Consider the following 22,577-nt stretch of genomic DNA (forward strand, 5'->3'; position numbering starts at 1 on the left):
ACCGGGACCGCGGGGCCGGCGTCCGATGATCGGTTGCGGACGGCGGGGGCGTGGGTGATCATGGGATCACGGTGCCGGGTCTTCCCGGCGGAGTGCAGGAGGCGCTGCTGGTGAACGCCGCATATGTGCGGCGCGCCTCGGCATGCGCGCCAGACGTCGTCCCCTTCGCTCCGCCCACCGGCTGAGCCTTCTCACGCGCGGTGGGCGCGTCCCCCATGGGAGACCACCGCGGTGTCCGAACGACCCTTCCCTCATCACGCCCTGCCCGGACCGGGCACGGACGGCCTCACCACGAACCACGCGACCACCGGCGACCCCGCCACCGACACCCCCGCCGGTTCTGGCGGCCGGCTCGCGCTGGTGCTGTCGACCCACCACCTGACCGTCTCGCTCGGGCTGTACACGGTGATGCCGGTGCTCGTGCTGGTGCTCAGCAGCCGGGCCGCGAGCGCCGCCGGGCCGGGGCTGTTCTGCTACACGGCCTCGGCCGGGCTGGGCGCCCTGCTGGTCAGCCGATGGCTGTCACGGCGGCGGTATCTGCCGGCGATGTTCGCGGGCACGGTGCTGGCCGCCGCCGGATTCGGCCTCCTGCCCTACGCCGCCGGCACGGCGGGCCTGCTGGCGCTGCTGCTGGTGACCGGGCTCGGAATGAGCCTGCACTCGCTGCTGTCGCGCGTCCTGGTCGCCGAGACCGTCGCCGACGACATCGGCAGGCAGCGCGTCTACTCCACCCTGATGATCGCGATCAACGTCGCCGCCTCGGTCGGGCCGTTCCTGGCCATGCTGCTGTACCGGGGCGGCGACGCGCGGCCGCTGTTCACCGTCGTCGCCGGCTGCTACCTGCTGGCCGGAGCGGTCCTGCCCCTCGGCGTCCGCGCGGGACTGCGCACACCGGCCGCCACCACCCGATGGCCGATCGGCCGCAGCACGCTCCGCGCCGCCCTGCGCGAGGCGACCACGAGATCGACGGTGCTCACCACCCTGGCCGGCACCTTCATGTTCGCCCAGTTCGCCTCCGCCCTCGTCCTCCTGCTCGCCGACGAGATCGCCTCGCCGGCGGCGCGCGCGGCGTTCCTGGCCGCGCCCGCCGTCGGCGTCGTGCTGCTCCAGGCGCCCGCCACCGCGCTCATGACCAGGCTGATGAGCCGCGGGACTCCGCCGTACGCCTTCATCGGCGTGGCGTCCCTGGGCTTCGGCGGGACGGCGCTGCTGCTCGGCTCGGGCCTCCCCACCGTGTCCGCCATCGTCTTGGCGGTCGCCCTGTTCACACTCGCCGAACCGTTCTTCCACTCCACGGTCAGCACGGCCTTCGCCGGGCTGCCGCACGGATCCCGCCTGGAGACGTTCAATCTCCGCCAGGTCTGCTGGAGCACGGGCGAAGCCCTGGGCTCGCTGTGCGGCGGAACCGTCTACCTGCTCCTGCGCCATGGCGGCCACCAGCGGCTCTACTGGCTGGCGCTCGGCCTGGGCACGCTGATCACCATCGCCCCGGTCGTCGCAGGCGGCGCCCGGCACCGGCGACATCGGCAATCCCTCGATCTCCACTGACACACCGCGTCAGCGGACCCTCCCGACGGCACGTGGCCCTTCCGTCCGCGCTACACCGATGCCGCCGGATTCCGGCTGCACTGCGTGGACGAGGGGCCACGTGACGGCGCGGGCGTCATCGCGCTGCGGGGCCGGCGGACACCGTCCCCAGCGGCTCTCCCAGGGAGACCGCTCAGCTCAGGGCAGCCGCAGGAGGCGGGTCGCGTTGCCGCCGAAGATCTGGCGGAGATCGCGCTCCGGCATGTTCATCTCGTGGCAGATCCGGAGCTGATCGGCGAGGTAGCGGTCGCAGTAGCCGCGCGGGAACCAGGACGAGTCGCTGCCGAAGACGATCCGGTCGGGCCCGATCGTCTCGTAGCAGCGGCGGAACAGGTCCTCCAGGGTGAGCCGGTAGGGCATCCAGCGGACCCACTGGTTGGAGCCCGAGGTGTCCACGCACACGTTGGGGCAGGCCCAGCTCAGGAACAGCGCCTGCTGCACGTGCTGCACGCCGAAGTGCGGGATCACGAACGTGACGCCCGGATGGCGCTTGGCCACCGGCTCCAGCCAGGCCGGCTCGATCCGCGCGTTGTGCGCGATCCCGCCGCTGGACCCGCAGTGCCCGAAGTGGATCAGGACGGGGATGTCGTACCGGGCGGCGACCCGCCAGACCGGGTCCGCCGCCGGGTCGTCGATCCGGTGCGGCAGCAGCGGGGCGAACAGCTTGAGGCCGCGCAGCCCGAGCTCGGTGACCGCGTGCTCCAGGCGCGCGGCGGCGTCCGGGGCGGTCAGGTCCGTCAGGTTGGCCATCCCCGAGAACCGGCCCGGTGCCCTGGCCACGAGCCGCGCGACGTTCTCGTCGCCGCAGCCGGTGACGAACGCGGCGTGCTCGATGTGGTGGCGGTCGAGCTCGGCGAGCCACAGGTCGGCCTCGGCCTCCCAGTCGCGTCCGGCGCCGGGCCCGGACTCGGGGTCGGGGAAGCCCCAGGCCCGCCGCCAGCGCCGCGACTGCTCGGCGACCTGCTCGCGCCGCCGCGCCTCGGCCCGCTCGTCGTGGTCGGCGCAGCCGAACTGGCCCCCGGCCAGGTCGCGGGTGGCCGGGTCGTGCTCCATGCGGAAGTGCAGGTGGAAGTCGACGACGGGGATGTCGCGCGGTGCCGTGGTCACTGTGCCCCCTCGAGCACGTCGCCCGGGGTGAAGGCCCGGTCGTCGGAGGGTCTGCTGATCACGGTGGCGGCGACGCGGGTCCCGTACTCCACCGCGTCCGCGGCGTCGGCGCCGCCCGCCAGGCGGTGCAGCAACCCGGCGTTGAAGGCGTCGCCCGCCCCCGTCGAGTCGCGCACGGCCACCTCGGGAGTGGCGTGCACGCTCAGCGGCGCGCCCGGGCGGGCGAGCAGCGCGCCGCGCGCCCCGCGCTTGACGACCACGGTGGCCCCGGTGCCGTCGGCGATCTCCTGCGCGCCCGCCTCGGCCGACGCCGCGCCGGTGAGCGCCAGGATCTCGTCCTCGTTGGGCAGGAACACGTCCACGCCGCCGAGCACGGCGACGACCTCCGCGCGGGTGGACGCGGGCCAGCCGCCGGGATCCCATCCGGTGTCGAGCGCGGTGCGGGCCCCGGCCGCCTTGGCGCGCGCGAACAGGTCCCTGGCCGGGTCCCCCTGGACGGCCGGCAGCAGGAAGTAGCCCGACAGGAGCAGGAACTCCGCCGGCAGTGCCTCCTCGGGGACCGAACCGGCGTCCAGCACGGCCATCGCGCCGAGCGCCGACAGGAACGCGCGGTCGCGTCCGGGCGCCTCCACCGCGACCGTCACCCCGGTGGGCCGGTCCGGGACCCGCGTGAGGTGGGTGCGCAGGCCGGGGATGTCGAGCTGCCGGCGCAGCAGGTGCGCGGTGTCGTCGTCCCCGACCAGCCCGGTCAGCACCGTCTCCCGGCCGAGCCTGGCCAGGGTGATCGCGGTGTTGGCCGCCGAGCCGCCCGCGCGCAGCACGACGGGCGGGACGATCCGCTCGGTGCCGGGCGGGGGCAGCTCGGCCACCCCGGAGACCAGGACGTCCAGGTTCACGTTGCCGACCACGGTGATCCGGGCCGGCCCGGCTACGGCACCGCTCACCGGTCGCTCGCGGCGAGACGTTCGTCGACGGCGTCGCGCAGGGCGTCCTCGGCGCGGCGCAGCGCGCCGCGCCGCTCGGCGAACTCGCCGGTCAGCGCCTCGGCCGCCGCGGTCACGCCCGCGGCGGTGCGGCGCACCGCGTCGCGTCCGGGACCGCCCGTCTGGGGGCGGTCCAGCACCCGCTCGGGCCGCAGCCCGGCCTCCAGCGCGGCCCGGACGACCGCGCGGTCGGCGGTGCCGAGCCCGGCGCCCGCGATCGCCGACGCGACCAGGTCCTCGGTCCACTCCGCGGGGGGCGCCTGGCGGACCAGCGCGCCGACCACCGAGTGCGCGCCGCGCCAGGGGACGCCCGCGCCGGCGAGGGCCTCGGCGATCGCGGTGGTGGTGGCGCCGGTGGCGACCACCTGGTCCGGCGCCGGCGGCTCCAGCGGCGTGATCTCGCCGAGCAGGCCGCGCATCAGGGTGAGGAAGCGCAGCGCGCGGTCACCGCCGCGCCACAGGTGCTGCTGGACGTCGGTGGTGGCGTTGTTGGAGTCCTCGTACCAGGCGGCGCCGACGTTGTTGAGCGTGGCGGCCATGTCGGCGGCGGCGGCGCCGGCCATCGACCACATGTGCTCCAGCACCACCGGGTTCTTCTTCTGCGGCATGATGCTGGACCCCTGGCAGTAGGCGTCGGGGGTGGCGATCCAGCGCCAGGTCATCCAGTCCAGCAGGGTGCGGGCCATCCGCGCGCCGGTGGCCAGCGCGCGGGCCTGGATCGCGCCGGTGCGGACCAGGTGCTCGGCCCCGGCGACCGCCTCGTAGCTGGAGGTGAAGCTCTCGCGGAAGCCGAGCAGCCCGGTCAGCCGGTCGGCGGAGATCGGCAGGTCGGTGCCCGCGAACGCGCACGAGCCGAGCGGGTTGACGTTCAGCTCGTCGTAGACCGAGAGCATCTCCCGGGCCTGGCTGATCAGCGCCTCGCCGTAGCCGGCCAGGACGTGGCCGAGGCTGGTCGGCTGCGCGGGGCGGCGGTGGGTCTGCCCGGTGATCAGCACGTCGGCGTACCGGTCGGCCTGCGCGGCGGCGACGGCGGCGGCGCCGAGGGCCTGCTCGGCCTGGTCCAGGACGCCGTCGCGCAGCACCATCCGGAACACTCCGGCGTCCAGGTCGTTGCGGGATCTGGCGAGCTGGACGTCGAGCTCGGACGGCTCGATCCCGGCGGCGGCGGCCAGCCGCTGCTCGGTCAGGTAGTACACGTCCTCGACGCTGCCGTCGAAGGCGAGCGCGTCGTCGTCCTCGGCCAGCAGCGCGCGCAGGCCGCCGAGCAGGCGCCGGGCCCGTTCGGCCGGGAGCAGGCCCTGCTCGGCGAGCATGACGACGTGCGCCAGGCTCGCGTGCAGCATCGGCCGGTACAGCTGCGGCGCGGACTCTTCGAACGCCACCCGCAGGTGGTTCTGCCAGTACACGGAGAGGGGCATCGAGAACACTCTTTCCACGAATCGACGAATTGCACAGGGGGGACGGCCGGTCAGCCCACCGTCAGAGCCGACGCCGCCGCGGATCCGCTGCCGGCCGGGCCGTCGCGGCGGGCGCGGCGGGAGCGGCCCCGGCGGGGGCCCTCCTCGAGCCGGCGGGAGGCGAACAGGACGAGCAGGATCAGCACGATCTGGAGGCCGCCGTAGGCCGCGGCGGTGCCGAACTCGGAGGCGTAGATCCGGTTGTAGATCTCCACCGACATCGGCACGACGCCGGGCGGGTAGATCACGACCGAGGCCACGTACTCGCCGACGCCGTCGACGAAGGCCAGCAGCGCGCCGGCCAGGACGCCGCGCAGCACCAGCGGGAACGTCACCGTGCGCAGCACCCGCAGCGGCCCGGCGCCCAGGTTGCGGGCGGCCTCCTCCAGCGACGGGTCGAGCTGGTCGAGGGAGGCTCCGGTGGACCGGAACACCAGCGGGACGAACCGGACGAAGTAGGCGACCGGCAGGATCCACAGCGTCCCGACCAGGGTGAGCCCCAGGTTGGAGGCGCCCGGCTCGTTGAACGCGGTGACCAGGTTGACGCCGATCACGGTGCCGGGCAGCGCCCAGGGCAGCATGATGACCACGTCCATCGTCCACCGTCCGGGCAGCTTCCACCGGGCCACCACCCAGGCCGCCGCCGCGCCGACCAGGACCGCCGCCGCGGTGGCGAGCAGGCTGGCCTGCACGCTGACCGAGACCGGCAGCAGGCTGCTCGGCTCGGTGAAGATCTGAAGGTAGTTGTCCAGCGTGTACGAGGGCGGCAGGATCTGGGTGGTCCACGCGCCGTCCGCCGAGAACGACACCAGCACGATCACCAGGACGGGCGCCATCAGCACCACCGTGAGCAGCAGGCTGCCCAGCCCCGCGGCGGCCCGCGCGGGTCCCGACGAGGGCCCGCGCCGCACCGCCGCGGCCCCCTTCGACAGGCTCCGGTGCACCCGCCGGTTCTGGTACCAGCGCATCCCCACCAGGAACACGATGGACACCACCGACAGCCCGGTCGCCTGCGTCGCGGCCAGCTCGGCGTTGCCGGACGTGCGCGCCGAGACGATCTCCATCGTCAGCGTCTGCACGTTGAACAACTGCGGCGCGGTGAAGGAGGCCATCGACATCATGAAGGTGAGCAGCGCGCCCGACACCAGCGCCGGGGTGAGCATCGGCAGCAGCACCGTCCGCCACACCCGGAACCGTCCCGCGCCGAGGTTGGTCGCGGCCTCCTCCAGCGAGACGTCCTGCCCGGCCAGGGACGCCGACACCGACAGGTAGAAGTAGGGGTACATGGTGAAGGCGTGCACCAGGACCACCCCGGCCACACCGCCGACCGACACCGCGCCCGGGTTCAGCCCGGTGACCGCGTGCAGGGCCCGCGGCACGATCCCGGTCTCGCTGTAGAGCAGCACGAACGACACCGCGCCGATCAGCGGCGGCAGCGCCATCGGCAGCACCGCGAACACCGAGAGCGCGCGCCGTCCGGGGAACTCGAACCGGTTCAGCAGGACGGCCAGCAGCGTGCCGAGGAGGCCGCAGAACAGCACCGACGCCAGCGAGGTGCCGATCGACAGCAGCAGCGCGTGCGCGCCCGACCCCGACAGCAGCGCCCGGTAGTTGGCCGCGAACCCCGCGCCGCCGGCGGAGGTGCGCGCGGTGGCCAGCATCGGGATGAGGACGAAGAACACCAGGATCGCGATGACCGGCAGCGCCAGCACGTACACGAACCTGTCGGAGTCGCGGGAGGGCAGCCGGCGGCGGGCCCGGCCGCCGGTGTCGGGCGGCGCGGTGGTGAGGGTGCCGGTACTCATCGGCGCACCAGCCATGCGTGCCCGGGGTCCACCCGCAGGCCGACGGTGTCGCCGGGCCGGGGAAGTTCGGCCGAGTCCGGCGCGGTGACCGAGAGCTCGAGGTCGCCGCAGGCCACGTCGAACTGGCTGCTGGCGCCGGTGAACTCGGCCGCGGTGACGACCGCGTCCAGCGTCCCGGTGCCCGGCGCGGTCAGCCGCAGGTTCTCCGGCCGGACCGACACCGCGACCCGGTCCCCCGCGGCGACCGCCAGGTCCGCCGGGCGGGCGGCCTCGACCCGGCCGCCGCTCGCCAGCTCGACCACCGCGCCGTCCGGCGAGCTCGCCACGACCTCGGCGTCCAGCACGTTGCTGCTGCCGATGAACCGGGCGACGAACGCGGTGGCGGGACGGTGGTAGATCTCGCGCGGGGTGCCGACCTGATGCAGGCGGCCGGCGTCCAGCACCGCGATCCGGTCGCTCATCGCCATCGCCTCGGCCTGGTCGTGGGTGACGTAGACGCTGGTGATGCCCGCCTCGCGCTGGGCCCGGCGGATCTCGGTCCGGGTCTCCTCGCGCAGCTTGGCGTCCAGGTTGGACAGCGGCTCGTCCAGCAGCAGCACCTCCGGGGAGATCACCAGGGCGCGGGCCAGCGCGACCCGCTGCTGCTGGCCGCCGGAGAGCCGGTCGATGGGCCGGTCGGCGAGGGCGCCGAGCCCGACCGACTCCAGGGCCCGCTCGACCCGCCGCGTCCGCTCGGGCTTGGGCACCTTGCGGGTGACCAGCCCGTACGCCACGTTCTGCGCGACGTTGAGATGGGGGAACAGCGCGTAGTTCTGGAACACCATGCCGGTGCCGCGCTTGTTCGGCGGGGTGGAGGTGACCTCGCGTTCGCCGAACAGGATGCGGCCGGTGGTGGGGGCGACGAACCCGGCGATCATGCGCAGGGTGGTCGACTTGCCGCAGCCGGACGGCCCCAGCAGGGTGAAGAACTCACCGGAGCCGATGGTCACGTCGATGTCGTTGACCACGAACTCGTTCGTGCCGTAGCGCTTGCCGACGCGGTCGAGCCGGACGGGGATCATGGGTGCCTCACTTAGACGCTCGCGGTGCTCGGGGAGCGCGGACGGAACGAGGGGTGGCACGTTCCAGGGGGCGGCGCGGCGCCCCCTGGAACGTGCGGTCAGCGCGGGCCGGTCAGCCCTTGTTCTTGATGGCCGAGCCCCAGTGGGTGATCCACTCGTTCTCCTTGGCGGCGGCCGCGTCCCAGTCGACCTTCATCTCGGTCAGCTTCAGCGGCGCCAGCCAGCTCGGCGGGGCGTCCATCTTCACGGTCGGGATCTGGAACCACTCCTCGGCCAGCTTCTTCTGCTGCTCCTGGCCGAGCAGGAAGGTCAGGAACGCGTCGGCGCCCGCGGAGTTGGGGCCCTTGGCGATCTTGGCGACGCCGTCCAGCAGCTGCGGGACGCCCGAAGCCGGGGAGACGACGGCGAAGGGGGCCTTGCTGTTCTTGCGCTGGAGCAGCACGTCCTGGAGGTTCCACACCGACACCGGCGCCTCCTGCCGCTGCATGCGCAGGTAGAGGTCGGTGGGGTTGGCCGCGTAGACCTTGGTGTTGGCGTCCAGCTTGCGCAGCCAGTCGTAGCCGGCGGCCGGGTCGCCGTCCTTGCCCTTGCGGGAGATCATCGCCGAGTAGATGCTGCGCATGGTGCCGGACGCGGCCACGTCCCGCACGATGATCTTGTTCTTGTAGGCCGGCTTCACCAGGTCGTCCCAGTCCTTGGGGGCCTGGTCGGGCTTGAGCATCTTGTCGTTGTAGAAGATGACCTCGTTGAGCAGCATCTCGGCCACCCAGCGGCCCTGCGCGTCGCGGTACTTCTCGGGGATGCTGGTCTTGACCGCCTCCGGCACGGGCGCGAGCAGCCCCGCGCCGGCCGACTGGACGAACTGCTGCTGCGTGCCGCCCCACCAGATGTCGGCCTGCGGGCGGCCCTTCTCCGCCGACACCCGCTCGGCGGCCTCCTGCGCGCCCAGCGTGAGCAGCCGGACCTTGCCCTTGTAGTCGGGGTTGGCGGCCTCGAAGGCGTCCACGACGTTCTGGGCCAGGCCCTTGTCCCGGGCGGTGTAAATGGTCAGGTTGGACTCGTCCGAGGCGCTGATACCGCACCCGGCGGTGACACCGGCGAGCGCGAAGGCGCTCGCGACGAGCAGGACGATCTTGCGCATGCTGCTACTCCTTCAGGGGGTCGGCCGGGTTGCGACCACGGCCGACGATGAAACCGCGGGCGACACCGCGCCCACATGCAGGGCACGGGCCCCGAGCTCGGCGAACATCACTTCTGGGGCGGACGGCGCGGACGCGGCGACCAGCGCGCGCAGCTCGGCGAGCCCCGGTTCGCCGAGCCGCACCGCCGCGCCCGCGTACACCACCCGCGCGGGGTTGACCACGCACGAGCAGACGATCGCCGCATACGCCCACGCCTCGATGACCGAGCGCCGCAGCGTGGCGACCTCCGGCTCGCCGGCGCGGCGGGCCAGCTCGCCGACCGGGTCGGCGGGCGCCGGCCCGTCCGGCCCGGCCAGCGCGGCGGCGATGCCTGGCACGCTCCAGCGCTGCTCGAACCGGCCGCGCCCGCCCTCGTGCGGCTCCGGCGGCGGCCCGGCGGGCAGGAAGCCGATCTCCCCGGCGAACCCGGCCGCGCCCCGGCACAGCGCCCCGCCGGTGACCAGCGCGGCGCCGACGCCGTACCCGACGTAGATGAGCACGAGGTCGTCCACGTCGGCGGCGGCCCCCTGCTCGCGCTCGCCGAGCGCGACCAGGTTGACGTCGTTCTCGGTCCGCACCGGCAGCCCGACTCGGTCGGCCAGCGTGCTGGTGAGCGAGTCGTCGCCGAGCGCCCGCAGGACGGGCGACAGGGTCACCGCGCCCTCGACCGTGGCCACCCCGGGCACCGAGAAGACCACCCGGCCCGGGACCGGCCCGGTCGATCCCGCGACCGCCTCGCCGATGAGGGCGACCAGCCCGGTGAACGGGTCGGCCGCGTCGATCCGCCGAGTGTGCTCGCCGTAGGGCTCTCCGGCCAGGTCCACCACCGCGGCGCGGGCCTGGTCGCCTTCCAGCGACACCACGACGAGCGTTTCGGCGGCCGGATTGAAGGCGAGCAGGCGGGGCCTGCGGCCTCCGGAGGAGTCTCCGGTGCCGACCTGGAGGACGTGGCCGCTGCCCATCAGATCGCGCACGATCTCGGTGAGCGAGGACGGCCGGTACCCGGTGAGATCGGCCAGGCCGGTGCGCGACACGGGGCCGTGCTCGCGCAGCGCGGCGAGCACGGCGTCGGTGCGGATCCGGCGCAGCGCCTCGTTCCCGGTCGGGGCAGAACGTCCCGTTGTGTCAGGCATGGCGTACTTTATACGGCATCCGAAGTAACTTTGTGAAGGTGTCAGGCCGAGGAATTCCACCGGTCCGGCGGATGAAGGGGCACGCACCGAACGGTGTGACGCCTAGAGCCGGGTCCAGCGGACGCGGAGGCCGGCGCCCCGCGGTCGCCAAGGCGCTGGACGGGGCGGCCGACGCGGCGTCACCCCGGCCTCCGGCAACCGCGTCGAGGACGGCTACCGATCATCTAGACAACGGCGTCATGGACGGCGCGCACGTCACCTTCGAGGCCGGGCGGGCGGGCCGAAGCGCACCGGGACGCCGGGCGAGTACAGCACGCTCACCGGTGCGCCCACCGGCTCCGGCAGGCCCGCCGCCGACACCAGGTCCTCGTCGCACTCGATCAGCTCGGCCCGGTGCAGGGGCCAGCGCGGATGGTCGTTCGGCAGGTACATCGACCGTCCGAACGAGGCGTTGTGCATCCCCCACCGGGCGGTGAGGAAGTGCTCCAGCTCGCTCGGCTCCTCCAGCGGCCCGCCCACCCGCACGGTGATCCGGCTGTGCGCACCGCGCGGACCCGGCCAGCGCCTCGAGCTGGCGTAGCCGATGGTGTCGCCATCGCGGCGGACGGACATGCGGGACCACAGATAGGGCAGCCGGAAACCGACCCGCGCCATGATCACGGGAATCAGCCGGGAGGCGTCCAGCGAACGGAAGACCACGCCGCGCCGCCCGTGCCCGTCCACCGAGTAGAGGCGGACGTTGGTCTCGGGGAACGTGCCGAGATACGGCACCCCGGGAAGGCCGAACCACCCCACGCGGTGCATCCGGAACGCGACCAGGCCGACGTAGGTGACGCCGCCGAGCGTGTCGGGCACCGTCCCGGCCGGCAGCAGCCCCGCCACGTCCGCGGGGTCAACGGCCCAATGGACGAAGGCCAGATCGAGCCAGGACTGGGTGAGCAGCGGACTGGTGATCGACACCGGGGCGTCGGCGGTGATCGGCTCCGGAACCGGCGGAACGGTGGGCATCGCGCCAGCATCGCAGAAGGCCGCGGACTCGGTCTGCCATCATCGTCCGGTGACCGATCAACGGCGCAGGGAACCGTCCAAGACCGCCGGCGACCGTGCGTCACTGACGGCGTTCCTCGATTACCAGCGCGCGACCCTCGCCTGGAAATGCGAGGGCCTGACGGACGGACAACTCAAGCGAAAGGCGATTCCGGCCTCGGACCTCTCCCTCCTCGGCCTCGTACGGCACGCGGCCGAGGTCGAGCGCGCCTGGTTCCGTCTCGCGGTCAAAGGCGAGCACGCCCCGCCCCTTTGGCCGCGAGCCGAGGGCGAGCTCGCCGAGTTCCAGGTCGAGGACGCCGAGGTGGACGAGGCGTTCGCGCTCTGGCACACGGAATGCGACCGTTCCCGCGCCACCGCGGACACGATCGCCTCCCTGGACGACACGGTGGATTTTCGAGGCGAATCCATCTCGCTCCGCTACGTCCTCACCCACATGATCGAGGAATACGCGCGACACAACGGCCACGCCGACCTCCTGCGCGAGACCATCGACGGTGCAGTGGGCGAGTGACCCACCGCCGGGACTGTTCTGTCGGTCCCAGGCGGCAAGCTGGGGCGTCGAGCTTCGAGACCACAGGGGAGTCCATGGCGAACTGGCGTGAGGTATCCGATTCGGCACCGGAGTTCGTCGCCCGGATCCGGGCGGCGTTCGAGGTGAACAAGCACAAGACCATCGCGACGCTCCGCAAGGACGGCTCGCCGCGCGTCAGCGGCATCGAGGCCTACTTCGTCGGCGACGACCTGTGGTTCGGATCGATGCCCGGCGCCCTGAAGGGCCGGGACCTGCTGCGTGATCCGCGGTTCGCGCTCCACGGCCCCCCGGTCATTCTCGGCGACGCCGGTGCGGCGCCCGGTGACGCCAAGCTGTCCGGCCGCGCCGTCGCGGTCACCGACCGCGACCAGATCGCGCCGATGCTGACCGCGCGGGGACTCGACCCCGCCGCCTTCGGCGAGTCGCACTTCTTCAAGACCGACATCCGCGAGGCCGTGCTGACGCGGATCGAGGGGGCCGTCATGGCCATCGACCTGTGGCGGCCGGGCCGGGAACTGCACCACTTCACGCGCGCGTAGCGACCGCTACTCCCCCGGCACGGGCGGCTCCTCGATCGGGAACAGGATCGGGCTGATCAGGTGCCGGGTGCGGTGCGGCGAGGGCTCGTTCGCCAGCCGGGGCGCGATCGCGCCCCGCATCTCGGAGATCATCTCGGCGAGCTCGTCCGGGCTGAGCCAGAGCGCGTGCTGCCGGTAGCCGACGGCATCGGCGGCCGGGTCGGCGCGGTCGCGGTCGAGGTAGGCGTTGAACTCGGCGATCAGGACGGCCATCGCCGCGGCGAACGCGCGGCGGTGGTCGCCGGCGGACAGCGACGCGACCGTGCCGGCGTCGATCACCGCCCGGTCCCGGCTCAGCCGGTACCGGCGCTCGACCGCGCCGCGCACCCGCTGCTCGGCGTCCACCTCCAGGACTCCCCCGTCGGCGAGCACGCCCACGTGCCGGTACACGGTGGCCTTCGAGACGTCGGGGATCAGGGCGCACAGCTCGGAGGTCGTGACGACCCGTCCCCCGGACAGGGCGTGCACGATGCGCAGCCGTACCGGATGCGCGAACAGCTCCAAGGCCTCCACGCCGGAATGATCTCATATGCGATACCGTTCGCAAAGTTGCGAACAGTCGGCGGGATCCCGCCGCTCACCGAGGGAGCCGCGATGCACGGCCGATCAACCGACAGCCGGGCCGGGACGATGGAGGACGCACCGCCGCTGGGGCGTCTCCACGACGCGGGCGGACGGCGGCTGATGCTGCACCGCTCGGGCACCGGCGGCCCGAGCGTGGTGTTCCTGCCCGGGGCCGGCCTGGTCGGCCTGGACTTCCTGAACGTCCAGGACCGGACGGCCGAACTCACCACGAGCGTGCTCTATGACCGCGCCGGGACGGGCTGGAGCGAGCCCGTCGACCTGCCCCGCACGCCGGCCGAGGTCGCGGGCGAGCTCCGGCACCTCCTGCGCGCCGCCGCCGTGCCCGCCCCCTACCTGCTGGTCGGCCATTCGCTGGGGGCCTTCTACGCGCGCCGCTACGCCCAGCTCTTTCCCGGCGAGGTGGCCGGGCTGCTCCTGCTGGACCCCGGCCATGAGGACATCCTCGACTACATGCCGGAGCAGGCGGCCGGAGCGGCCGAGCAGATGAAGCCCGACCTGGAGGAGCTGCCGGAGCTGACCGCCGAGCAGATCCAGGCCGCCCGAGAGCAGTACGCGCAGCTCCACGCCGAATGGCCGGGCCCGGTCCGGACGGCGCTCATCGAACACCACCTCGCGGAGTGGCGGACGAGCCTGCGGGAGACGCAGAACTTCGAGACCGAGGTCTACGACGAACTCCGCCACGGAGGGGAGCTGCCCGACGTCCCCCTGATGGTGCTCACCGCCGGTGGCGAAAACCCGTACTGGGCGCAGTTCATGTCCGAGCAGCTCATGCGCGAAGCGCACGATGGCGTGCGCGCCCTCCATGCGGCGATGGCCGCGTCCGTTCCCCGGGGCGAGCAACGCGTGCTCGAACACGCCTCCCACCAGTACATGCACATTCAGCAGACCGACGCCGTGCTCCAGGCGATCCGCGACCTGCTCGGCAGATGACACGGCGGCGCCCCGCGAGGGCGCCGCCGAGGCCGGTCGCGGCGGTGATGCCGTGCCGGGCGCAGAAGTCGAGCATGTCCTGGGTCTCGCCGGTGCCGCCGCTGCCCGCACCGGCCGGCTCTCAGACCGTCAGCTGTCCGGTGTGGTAGCGGAAGCCGTCGCCATCGCCTCCCGGCCCGAAGCGGGACGCCCATTCCGCCAGCATTCCGGGGGTCGGCGCACCGGCCAGCGCGGGTGCGGCCAGTGCGGGCAGACGATCGGTCCGCTCGAACAGATCCGTCCACTGGTCGTGGCGCAGTGACAGATACAGCAGCCCCGCCATTTCCGAGACCGCCTCGATATCGCGCACCGAGGCCTGCGACAGGTCCAGTCCGTACAGCCGCGGGCAGTCGCGAAGCGGCGCAAGGGAGACGGGGTCGGACGCCTTGACCGTCAGCATCCGCAACGTCGGGTGGCCCGCCAATGAGGCCAGATCGGTCTCCCCGGTCAGGGAGAGCACCTGTACTTCATCGCGACGCGACGCGGTCTCTCGGACGGTGCCCGGGCCGGAGGGCCCGCGCCGCGCGGGCAACTCCGCATCGATCCACAGTTCCGCATTCTCCGCATCGCACGTATAGGCACCGCGTTCCAGCGCCTCCAACTGGAGGCGCAACAGCGTGGTCACGGAATCGGCGACGAAGACGGCACCAGCGTCGTGGTTGCGGCCGATGCGGATGACCTGCCCCGGCCGGCCGGCCTGCGCGGGGTCCATGTCGACGGCGAGGAAGTCGCCGCCGGTGCTCTCGGCGAACGGGATCCAGCCGGGACGGTCGGCCGAACGCCGTACGACGCCCGGCGGGGAGGTCTCATCGCGCACGCGGTGATCGCACCAGGTGTCGCGGGCCGCCCACCAGCGGTCGCCCAGACAGAAGTCGACGAGCCTTCTGAACCCGAACCACGGATGGCGGTCCATGAGCCCGGCGCCGCCGTCGCCGTCCGCCACGGTGTAGAGCGCGCGCAGGTCGTCGGGGAGGTCGAGGCCCAGGGTGTGCGCCAGGTCCTCGATCGCCGTGGATTCGAGCGGCTCGGGCAGGGGTTCGGCGAGGTCCGCCGGACGCTCGAAGATCTCAGCCCGCTTCTCCAGGTGACGCCGCAGCAGCCGCACCGCTTCCCCGGGATCCCCCGCCTGCGCGGCGTCCAACGGCCCCGGCTGGTCGTCCCCGATGTCAGGCGGAGGGACATCGGGATCGAGCGCATAGACGTGACCGCCCGTCCCGGCCCCCGAGTGGCGGCTCGGGCTGATGGCCCGGCTGGTGAGCGCCTCGAATCGGCCCGTCGGATAGACGGCCAGCTCGATGGAGAGCGTCTCGGCACCGGCCCCGTCCAGGTCGTGAATCCTGCTCAGCTGCTTGCGGAAACTCTGCGGGCCGGGGCGCGACCGGCCGTTCGCGAGCACATTGGTCACCACCCCGTCCTCCATGCCGTGCCGGTCGGTCCGGGCACTGAGGGAAGCACGCCGGTAACCCTGCGGCGCCCCCTTGGCCAGGCTCAGGGCCATCTTCTGGAACAGCGCCTCCGCCTCGACGTTCTGGTCGTCTGCCATGGCACTCACTTTCCTCGGCGAAGGTCGGTCCCGCAGCGATCATCTTTATCAGGGCCCACCGACATCGGAGGCCGCCTCCTGATCACGCGCTGACCAGACCGATCAGGAATCGAGAAGCGCCGTTCACCGAGCCGCAACTAGCGTGATCGACATCGACCTCACCGTTCACCGGTGTGACCCACGACTCCAGGAGCGACCATGACCGGCTCTTCCACCCAGGGGATCAAGACCGTGCTGCACCCCGTCTCCGACCTGGCGGCGTCCAAGAAGGTGTACGCCGCCCTGCTCGGCGTGCCGCCGCAGGCCGACGAGTCCTACTACGTCGGCTTCGAGGCCGCGGGCCAGCACATCGGGCTGGTGCCGGGCGGCGGACCGCAGGCCCCGGCCACGCCGGTGGCCTACTGGCACGTGCCGGACATCGAGGCGAAGCTCGCCGAGGTGACCGCCGCCGGCGCCACCGTGCGGGAGCCCGCGCACGACGTCGGCGGCGGCCGCCTGGTGGCCACCGTCACCGACCCCGACGGCAACGTCCTCGGGCTGCTTCAGGACCGCTGAGTACCGACCACGGCTCCCGCGCTCGTACTGTCGCCACACCGGGCATCGGCCCACCGATGACACGAAGGCGGTCCCGGTCGACAGAGGGAGGAACGGTGAACATGGCCACGAGGACGGACGCGCAGCCGCCCGCACCGCACGTTTCCGACAGCCACGACCTGATCCGCGTGCACGGCGCGCGCGAGAACAACCTCAAGGACGTCAGCATCGAGATCCCCAAGCGGCGGCTGACGGTGTTCACCGGCGTCTCCGGCTCGGGCAAGACCTCGCTGGTGTTCAACACGATCGCCGCGGAGTCGCAGCGGATGATCAACGAGACCTACAACGCGTTCGTGCAGGGCTTCATGCCGGCGCCGGCGCGGCCCGAGGTCGACGTCCTGGAGGGGCTGACGACGGCGATCATCGTCGACCAGCAGCGGATGGGGGCCGATCCGCGCTCGACGGTCGGCACCGCGACCGATGCCAACGCGATGCTGCGCATCGTGTTCAGCCGGCTGGGCGAGCCGCACATCGGCTCGCCCAACGCCTACGCCTTCAACGTCCCCTCGGTCCGGGCGCGCGGCTCGATCACGGTCGAGCGCGGTGCCCGCAAGACCGTGCGGGAGACCTTCAACCGCCTGGGCGGCATGTGCCCGCGGTGCGAGGGCCGGGGCACCGTCTCCGACATCGACCTCACCCAGTTGTACGACGACGAAAAGTCGCTGAACGAGGGTGCGCTCACGGTCCCCGGCTACAGCATGGACGGCTGGTTCGGCCGCATCTTCACCGGCTGCGGCTACTTCGATCCGGACAAGCCGATCCGCAAGTACACCAAGACGGAGCTGAACGACCTCCTCTACCGGGAGCCGACCAAGATCAAGGTCGATGGCATCAACCTGACGTACGAGGGCCTGATCCCCAAGATCCAGAAGTCGATGCTGTCCAAGGACATCGACGCGCTCCAGCCGCACATCCGCGCGTTCGTGGAGCGGGCGACGACGTGCACCGTCTGCCCCGAGTGCGACGGCACCCGGCTCAGCGCGCCGGCCCGGTCGTCGAAGATCGAGGGGATCAGCATCGCCGACGCCTGCGCGATGCAGATCAGCGACCTGGCCGGATGGGTCCGCGGCCTGGACGAGCCGTCGGTGGCGCCGCTGCTCGTCTCGCTCCGGCGGACCCTGGAGTCGTTCGTGGAGATCGGGTTGGGCTACCTCTCGCTCGACCGGCCGGCCGGCACGCTGTCGGGGGGCGAGGCGCAGCGCGTCAAGATGATCCGCCACCTGGGCTCCTCGCTCACCGACGTCACCTACGTCTTCGACGAGCCCACCGCGGGCCTGCACCCCCATGACATCCAGCGGATGAACGGCCTGCTGCTGCGGCTGCGCGACAAGGGCAACACGGTGCTCGTCGTGGAGCACAAGCCGGAGACGATCGAGATCGCCGACCACGTCGTCGACCTCGGCCCCGGCGCCGGCGCGGCGGGCGGCACCGTCTGCTTCGAGGGCACCGTCGAGGGGCTGCGGGCCGGCGGCACCACCACCGGCCGCCATCTGGGCGACCGGGCCGCCCTCAAGGACAAGGTCCGGACGCCCACCGGCACGCTGGAGATCCGCGGCGCGAGGACGCACAACCTGCGCGAGGTTGACGTCGACATCCCGCTCGGGGTGCTCGTCGCCGTCACCGGCGTCGCCGGCTCCGGCAAGAGCTCACTCGTGCACGGGTCGATCCCCGCCGGCGCGGGCGTGGTGGCGATCGGCCAGGGCCCGATCCGCGGCTCGCGGCGCAGCAACCCTGCGACCTACACCGGACTGCTCGACCCGATCCGCAAGGCGTTCGCGAAGGCCAACGGCGTCAAGCCGGCGCTGTTCAGCGCCAACTCCGAGGGCGCCTGCCCCGCCTGCAACGGTGCCGGCGTCATCTACACCGACCTGGCGATGATGGCCGGCGTCGCCGCCACCTGCGAGGAGTGCGGGGGCCGGCGGTTCGACGCCTCGGTGCTGGACTACCACCTCGGCGGCCTCGACATCAGCGAGGTGCTCGCGATGTCGGTGGCCGAGGCCGAGGAGTTCTTCGGCGCCGGCGAGGCGCGGGTCCCGGCCGCGCACACCATCCTCGGCCGGCTCGCCGCCGTCGGGCTCGGCTACCTCACCATCGGCCAGCCGCTGACCACGCTGTCGGGCGGCGAGCGGCAGCGGCTCAAGCTGGCCACCCACATGGCCGACAAGGGCGGCGTCTACGTCCTGGACGAGCCGACCACCGGCCTGCACCTCGCCGACGTCGAGCAGCTGCTCGGCCTGCTCGACCGGCTCGTCGAGTCCGGCAAGTCGGTCATCGTCGTCGAGCACCACCAGGCCGTGATGGCGCACGCCGACTGGATCATCGACCTCGGCCCCGGAGCCGGCCACGACGGCGGCCGGATCGTCTTCACCGGCACCCCCGCCGACCTCGTCGCCGCCCGCTCCACCCTCACCGGCGAGCACCTCGCGGCCTACACCGGCACCTGACCGAGGCCCGCGCGGACCCGATCACCTCCGTCAGTGCTCACCGGCATCAGGGGCCAGCCGCGCGGCCTGGTCCCTCAGGTACCGCTGTTCGGGGAGGCTCGTCGTCAGCCGCGCCGCCGCCTGGTAGCCCTCCCGCGCGGCGGCGGGCTCGCCGGCCAGCTCCAGCAGGTACCCGCGCACCGCGTGGAGGCGGTGATGGCCCTGCATCCGGGCGTCGCCGTCGAGGGTCTCCAGCATCTCCAGCCCGGCGCGCGGGCCGCGGGTCTTCGCGACCGCGACGGCATGGTTGAGGGTGACCATCGGGTTGGGCGCGATCCGGCCGAGGATCCGGTAGAGGACGCGGATCTGTTCCCAGTCGGCGTCCTCGTCCCGCGGCGCCTGCACATGCAGCGCGGCGATCGCCGCCTGGAGCTGGTAGGGGCCGAGGGGGGACGCGGCCATGGCGCCGGCCACCAGGGCGGTGCCCTCCTCGATCATGGCGGCGTCCCACCGGCTCCGGTCCTGTTCGGCCAGCGGCACCAGGGCGCCGTCCGGGCCCGTGCGGCTCGGCCGGCGGGCGTCGGTCAGCAGCATCAGCGCCAGCAGCCCGGCGACCTCGCTGTCACCGGGCAGCGACCGGTGCACCATCCGGGTGAGCCGGATCGCCTCCTCGGTGAGCTCATGGCGCTGGAGATCGGGTCCGGAGCTGGCGGTGTACCCCTCATTGAAGATCAGATAGAGCACGTGCAGGACGGCCCCGAGCCGCTCGGCCCGCTCGGCCGCCGGCGGCGGCGCGAAGGACCCGCCGGCGGCCCTGATCCGCTGCTTGGCCCGGCTGATCCGCGGCGCCATCGTGGCCTCGGGGACCAGGAACGCCCGCGCGACCTCGGCCGTGGTCAGCCCGCCGACGGCGCGCAGCGTGAGCGCCACCTGCGAGGCGGGCGTCAGTGCGGGATGGCAGCACAGGAACAGCAGCGTCAGCGTGTCGTCCCGGTCCCCCGGACCGCCGTCGCCGGGCGCCGGTGCGAGGTCGGCGTCCGGTGCCTCGCGCGCGGCCACGGCGGCCTCCCGGCGGCGGCGCGCCTGCTCGCTGCGCACGTGGTCGACCAGGCGGCGGGAGGCCACGGTGACCAGCCAGGCCGTCGGGTTGTCCGGAACGCCCTCCTCCGGCCACTGCGTCGCCGCCGCCAGCAGCGCCTCCTGGACCGCGTCCTCGCAGGAGTCGAACTCTCCGTGCCGGCGGAGCAGCGCCCCGAGGACCCGCGGCGCCAGCTCGCGCAGCAGGTCCCCGAGGCGTTCGGGCGTGCTCACCCCCCGGCGGCGGCCGCGAAGAGCACCGGGCGGACCTCGATGCCGAGCCCCTCGACCCCGGCGTCCGGGATCAGCGCGGCCAGCTCGAGCGCGCGCTCGCGGTTCTCGCATTCGACCAGGTAGTAGCCGCCGACGTACTCCTTGGCCTCCAGGTACGGCCCGTCGGTCACGGCCGGGACCCCGTCCCGGACGCGCACCACGGCGCTGGCCGACGGCTCCGCGAGCGCCGCGGTCGAGATCATCTCTCCGGACGCCTCGACGGTCTCCATGAACGCGCCGTGGCCGGTCATCACCTCGTTGCGCTCCGCCTCGGTCAGGGCGTCCCAGACCAGCGGGTTGGTGTGCATGATCAGTAGGAACTTCACGTCGTCTCCTTGATGTCACGGCCTTCAGTGGCGCGTCGCGCGCCGCCTTACGGAGGTGGGTCGTAGCGGGCGGCGCGATTTTGACATCCCGCAGGGGACCAATCGCCTGGTGGCGCCACCGGCCACCTCGAAGAAGGCCGCAGTCCAAGGATAGACAGGGACGTTCCATCGATCGGCGCCGGCCTGCCGCAGTTCGGGGCCGCGCGGTCCCGGCGCCCGGCGCCCTTCGCCAGGTGGCGCGCCTGTCAGGCACCCTCCTCGGGACGGGCGGGATTCAGGACGGGCGTGGCCCAGGCGGCGCCCGCGATGAGGACCAGCAGCACCGGAATGAGGCTGAGCGCGATCGGCTGCGAGGTGCGGTCGGCGAGGAACCCGATCACCGCGGGCCCGCACATGAACCCGGTCCAACCGATCGCGGAGACGGTGGCGATGCCGGTCCCCGGAGGGAGGCGCGGCTGGTTGCCCGCGGCGCTGAACACCACCGGGACCACCGAGGCCAGACCGATGCCGAGCGCGGCGAACCCGGCGATCGCGGCGGCCGGCTCGGCCAGCAGGAGCCCGCCGGCCAGGCCCGCGGCGGCGAGCACGGACAGGGCGGTGACCAGCGGGCGGGGGCCGAAGCGGGATTGCAGGTGGCCGCCGGACAGGCGCACGACGACCATGGACGCGGCGAAGGCGGCGTAGCCCAGTCCGGCGGCTCCGCCGTCCAGGCGCAGCGTCTCGCGGAGGTAGACCGCGGCCCAGTCGGCCACCGCCCCTTCGCACAGCAGTCCCGCGAACGCGATGGTCCCGAGGACCAGCAGCGGCCGGGAGGCGCGGGAGCCGCCGCGCCGATCGCCGTGCGGGGGCGCCGGATCGTCCGCGAAGCGCGCCGTCGGCCAGAGGCCGGCGAGCATCCCGGCCACGCCGAGCGGCAGGAGCTGGGCCGGCAGCGGGACCCCGGCGGCGACGCCGGCCGCCCCGATGCCCGCGCCGGCCAGCGCCCCGACGCTCCAGCACCCGTGCAGCGTCGTCATGATCGGACGGCCCCGGGCCCGTTCGGCCGCGACGGCCTGGGCGTTCATCGCGATGTCCAGGACTCCCTGGAACGCGCCCCAGAGTGCCAGGGCCGCGAACAGCTGCGGCATCGATCCGGCCGCTCCGATCAGGGTGCCCGCCAGGCAGTATCCGGGCAGGGTGATCCGCACGACCGTGCGGCTGCTCAGCCGGGACAGGAGCGCGCCCGCGAACACCATCGCGCAGACCGATCCCACCGGGGCGCCGGCCAGGGCCAGCCCGAGCGACCCGTCCCCGAGCCCGAGACCGGCCTTGACGTCGGGGATGTGCGCGGTCCACGAGGCGAACAGCAGCCCGTGCACGACGAAGACGACCGTGACGGCCGTCCGGGCGGCCCCGCCCCTCGCCGCGGCGGTGACCGGCGGGCGCTCCCGGCCGGACGGGAGCGCCCGCGCATCACACACGGTGCACCTCGATGCCGAGCGCGGCGATGGCCTCGAGGGCCTCCGGCGGCGCGGCGGTGTCGGTCACGAGCACGTCCACCCGGGTCAGGGGGGCCACCACCGCCATCGCGGTCCGGGCGAACTTGGCTGCGTCGGCGGCGAGGATCGTCCGCGCCGCCGAGGAGATCGCCACCGACTTCAGCGACGCGTCCGCCGGATCGTAGGCGGTCACCCCGTGCTCGGCCGAGGCTCCGCAGCAGGACAGGACCGCCGTGTCGAACCGGAGCGCCCGAAGTCCCGCCTCCGCGAGCGGGCCGGTGACCGCGAGCTCGCCCGGCCGCACCTCGCCGCCCGCCTGGATGATCCGGGTCGGCGCCGCGTTCGCCAGGGCGCCGGCCGCCTGCATCGACAGCGGCATCACCGTCACCCGTCGTCCGGCCAGCGCCCGGGCCACCTCCAGGCCGGTGGTGCCGCCGTCGACCACCACCGCCTCCCCGTCCTGGATCAGTCCCGCGACCGCGGCGCCGATGCGCCGCTTGGCCTCGACGTTGTCGACCTCGCGGAAGACGAACGGCGGTCCCTCGCCCCGGGACAGCAGGCTCACCGCGCCGCCCCGCACCCGCCGCAGCACGCCCTGCTCGGCCAGCTGCTCCAGGTCCCGCCGGATCGTCACCTCGGAGGTGCCGATCGCCCGGGCCAGCTCGGCCACGTCCACCCGCTCCGCACTTCGAAGCCGGTCAATGATCAGAGCGTGGCGTTCTGAAAGATCCATGTTTTCATACGAACATGGGATGCGACTCTTTTCAAGTGCGAGCTCGTCACCCGGTGAGCTGGGCCCCGACCGGCTCCCCCTGACCCGCCGTCCCCGGCCGCC

Annotated in this window: 20 protein-coding genes; 6 read left to right on the forward strand and 14 right to left on the reverse strand. The window is 73.1% G+C overall.

Annotated features, from left to right (window positions below; genetic code table 11):
* Nucleotides 1–231 precede the first annotated feature (231 nt).
* The gene (locus OHA34_RS03285) at nt 232–1,548 is read left to right on the forward strand and encodes an MFS transporter (RefSeq protein ID WP_329520651.1); all 1,317 of its coding nucleotides are present in this window, start codon (nt 232–234) and stop codon (nt 1,546–1,548) included.
* Nucleotides 1,549–1,725: 177 nt separating this feature from the next.
* Here the strand turns inward: OHA34_RS03285 and OHA34_RS03290 are convergent, their stop codons facing one another.
* From OHA34_RS03290 to OHA34_RS03325, 8 genes are all read right to left on the reverse strand, one after another.
* Entirely contained in the window at nt 1,726–2,694 is a 969-nt protein-coding gene (locus OHA34_RS03290; protein ID WP_329520652.1) for an amidohydrolase family protein, read from the reverse strand.
* Nucleotides 2,691–3,638: a carbohydrate kinase family protein gene (locus OHA34_RS03295; RefSeq protein WP_285943437.1), complete on the reverse strand. Its 948-nt coding sequence runs from the start codon at nt 3,636–3,638 to the stop codon at nt 2,691–2,693. The genes OHA34_RS03290 and OHA34_RS03295 overlap by 4 nt, the downstream gene beginning before the upstream one ends.
* Entirely contained in the window at nt 3,635–5,095 is a 1,461-nt protein-coding gene (locus OHA34_RS03300) for a lyase family protein (RefSeq protein ID WP_285943435.1), read from the reverse strand. The genes OHA34_RS03295 and OHA34_RS03300 overlap by 4 nt, the downstream gene beginning before the upstream one ends.
* Before the next feature lie 50 nt (nt 5,096–5,145).
* Nucleotides 5,146–6,939, reverse strand: coding sequence for an ABC transporter permease (locus OHA34_RS03305; protein WP_329520653.1), 1,794 nt, complete (start codon nt 6,937–6,939; stop codon nt 5,146–5,148).
* A complete protein-coding gene (locus tag OHA34_RS03310) occupies nt 6,936–8,000 on the reverse strand; it encodes an ABC transporter ATP-binding protein (protein WP_285943432.1) in 1,065 nt (354 codons plus the stop codon). The genes OHA34_RS03305 and OHA34_RS03310 overlap by 4 nt, the downstream gene beginning before the upstream one ends.
* A 112-nt stretch (nt 8,001–8,112) precedes the next feature.
* The gene (locus OHA34_RS03315; protein WP_285943431.1) at nt 8,113–9,141 is read right to left on the reverse strand and encodes an extracellular solute-binding protein; all 1,029 of its coding nucleotides are present in this window, start codon (nt 9,139–9,141) and stop codon (nt 8,113–8,115) included.
* Nucleotides 9,142–9,153: 12 nt separating this feature from the next.
* The gene (locus OHA34_RS03320; RefSeq protein ID WP_285943430.1) at nt 9,154–10,314 is read right to left on the reverse strand and encodes an ROK family transcriptional regulator; all 1,161 of its coding nucleotides are present in this window, start codon (nt 10,312–10,314) and stop codon (nt 9,154–9,156) included.
* A gap of 255 nt (nt 10,315–10,569) precedes the next feature.
* Nucleotides 10,570–11,322, reverse strand: a complete 753-nt coding sequence (locus tag OHA34_RS03325; RefSeq protein WP_329520654.1) for a YqjF family protein — start codon at nt 11,320–11,322, stop codon at nt 10,570–10,572.
* 49 nt (nt 11,323–11,371) lie between these two features.
* On the opposite strand from OHA34_RS03325, the gene OHA34_RS03330 reads away from it, so the two are divergent.
* Both OHA34_RS03330 and OHA34_RS03335 read left to right on the forward strand, forming a co-directional pair.
* On the forward strand, nt 11,372–11,875 hold the full coding sequence (locus OHA34_RS03330) for a DinB family protein (RefSeq protein WP_285943428.1): 504 nt from the start codon (nt 11,372–11,374) through the stop codon (nt 11,873–11,875).
* 74 nt (nt 11,876–11,949) lie between these two features.
* Nucleotides 11,950–12,435 (forward strand): pyridoxamine 5'-phosphate oxidase family protein, encoded by a 486-nt coding sequence (locus tag OHA34_RS03335; protein ID WP_329520655.1) that lies wholly within the window; start codon nt 11,950–11,952, stop codon nt 12,433–12,435.
* A gap of 6 nt (nt 12,436–12,441) precedes the next feature.
* Here the strand turns inward: OHA34_RS03335 and OHA34_RS03340 are convergent, their stop codons facing one another.
* Nucleotides 12,442–12,987: a helix-turn-helix domain-containing protein gene (locus tag OHA34_RS03340; protein ID WP_285943426.1), complete on the reverse strand. Its 546-nt coding sequence runs from the start codon at nt 12,985–12,987 to the stop codon at nt 12,442–12,444.
* A gap of 81 nt (nt 12,988–13,068) precedes the next feature.
* Between OHA34_RS03340 and OHA34_RS03345 the strand changes: the two genes are divergently transcribed.
* Nucleotides 13,069–13,989 carry an alpha/beta fold hydrolase gene (locus OHA34_RS03345; RefSeq protein WP_285943425.1) on the forward strand — a complete coding sequence of 307 codons (921 nt, stop codon included), beginning with the start codon at nt 13,069–13,071 and terminating at the stop codon, nt 13,987–13,989.
* Nucleotides 13,990–14,110: 121 nt separating this feature from the next.
* Here the strand turns inward: OHA34_RS03345 and OHA34_RS03350 are convergent, their stop codons facing one another.
* Nucleotides 14,111–15,571: an SMI1/KNR4 family protein gene (locus tag OHA34_RS03350; RefSeq protein ID WP_329520656.1), complete on the reverse strand. Its 1,461-nt coding sequence runs from the start codon at nt 15,569–15,571 to the stop codon at nt 14,111–14,113.
* A 198-nt stretch (nt 15,572–15,769) separates the two neighbouring features.
* Between OHA34_RS03350 and OHA34_RS03355 the strand changes: the two genes are divergently transcribed.
* Together OHA34_RS03355 and OHA34_RS03360 are read left to right on the forward strand one after the other, a co-directional pair.
* Nucleotides 15,770–16,126, forward strand: coding sequence for a VOC family protein (locus OHA34_RS03355; protein WP_285943423.1), 357 nt, complete (start codon nt 15,770–15,772; stop codon nt 16,124–16,126).
* 101 nt (nt 16,127–16,227) lie between these two features.
* On the forward strand, nt 16,228–18,609 hold the full coding sequence (locus OHA34_RS03360; protein WP_329520657.1) for an excinuclease ABC subunit UvrA: 2,382 nt from the start codon (nt 16,228–16,230) through the stop codon (nt 18,607–18,609).
* A 30-nt stretch (nt 18,610–18,639) separates the two neighbouring features.
* Here OHA34_RS03360 and OHA34_RS03365 read toward each other — a convergent pair whose 3' ends face one another.
* From OHA34_RS03365 to OHA34_RS03380, 4 genes are all read right to left on the reverse strand, one after another.
* Complete coding sequence (locus tag OHA34_RS03365; protein ID WP_329520658.1) at nt 18,640–19,899, reverse strand: RNA polymerase sigma factor; 1,260 nt, start codon at nt 19,897–19,899, stop codon at nt 18,640–18,642.
* Complete coding sequence (locus tag OHA34_RS03370) at nt 19,896–20,264, reverse strand: YciI family protein (protein WP_285943420.1); 369 nt, start codon at nt 20,262–20,264, stop codon at nt 19,896–19,898. Before OHA34_RS03370 ends, OHA34_RS03365 begins: the two co-directional genes overlap by 4 nt.
* 245 nt (nt 20,265–20,509) lie before the next feature.
* Nucleotides 20,510–21,724, reverse strand: a complete 1,215-nt coding sequence (locus OHA34_RS03375; protein ID WP_329520659.1) for an MFS transporter — start codon at nt 21,722–21,724, stop codon at nt 20,510–20,512.
* Nucleotides 21,717–22,475 carry a DeoR/GlpR family DNA-binding transcription regulator gene (locus OHA34_RS03380; RefSeq protein ID WP_329520660.1) on the reverse strand — a complete coding sequence of 253 codons (759 nt, stop codon included), beginning with the start codon at nt 22,473–22,475 and terminating at the stop codon, nt 21,717–21,719. Before OHA34_RS03380 ends, OHA34_RS03375 begins: the two co-directional genes overlap by 8 nt.
* Nucleotides 22,476–22,577: the final 102 nt, after the last annotated feature.

This window comes from Spirillospora sp. NBC_01491 (assembly GCF_036227065.1).
GTDB lineage: Bacteria > Actinomycetota > Actinomycetes > Streptosporangiales > Streptosporangiaceae > Spirillospora > Spirillospora xylanilytica.

Coding starts and splice junctions, on each gene's coding strand:
- OHA34_RS03300 (WP_285943435.1), bottom strand. CDS start 5,095: ATGCCCCTCTCCGTGTACTGGCAGAACCACCTGCGGGTGGCGTTCGAA.
- OHA34_RS03305 (WP_329520653.1), bottom strand. CDS start 6,939: ATGAGTACCGGCACCCTCACCACCGCGCCGCCCGACACCGGCGGCCGG.
- OHA34_RS03310 (WP_285943432.1), bottom strand. CDS start 8,000: ATGATCCCCGTCCGGCTCGACCGCGTCGGCAAGCGCTACGGCACGAAC.
- OHA34_RS03315 (WP_285943431.1), bottom strand. CDS start 9,141: ATGCGCAAGATCGTCCTGCTCGTCGCGAGCGCCTTCGCGCTCGCCGGT.
- OHA34_RS03320 (WP_285943430.1), bottom strand. CDS start 10,314: ATGCCTGACACAACGGGACGTTCTGCCCCGACCGGGAACGAGGCGCTG.
- OHA34_RS03325 (WP_329520654.1), bottom strand. CDS start 11,322: ATGCCCACCGTTCCGCCGGTTCCGGAGCCGATCACCGCCGACGCCCCG.
- OHA34_RS03335 (WP_329520655.1), top strand. CDS start 11,950: ATGGCGAACTGGCGTGAGGTATCCGATTCGGCACCGGAGTTCGTCGCC.
- OHA34_RS03345 (WP_285943425.1), top strand. CDS start 13,069: ATGCACGGCCGATCAACCGACAGCCGGGCCGGGACGATGGAGGACGCA.
- OHA34_RS03350 (WP_329520656.1), bottom strand. CDS start 15,571: ATGGCAGACGACCAGAACGTCGAGGCGGAGGCGCTGTTCCAGAAGATG.
- OHA34_RS03355 (WP_285943423.1), top strand. CDS start 15,770: ATGACCGGCTCTTCCACCCAGGGGATCAAGACCGTGCTGCACCCCGTC.
- OHA34_RS03360 (WP_329520657.1), top strand. CDS start 16,228: ATGGCCACGAGGACGGACGCGCAGCCGCCCGCACCGCACGTTTCCGAC.
- OHA34_RS03380 (WP_329520660.1), bottom strand. CDS start 22,475: ATGGATCTTTCAGAACGCCACGCTCTGATCATTGACCGGCTTCGAAGT.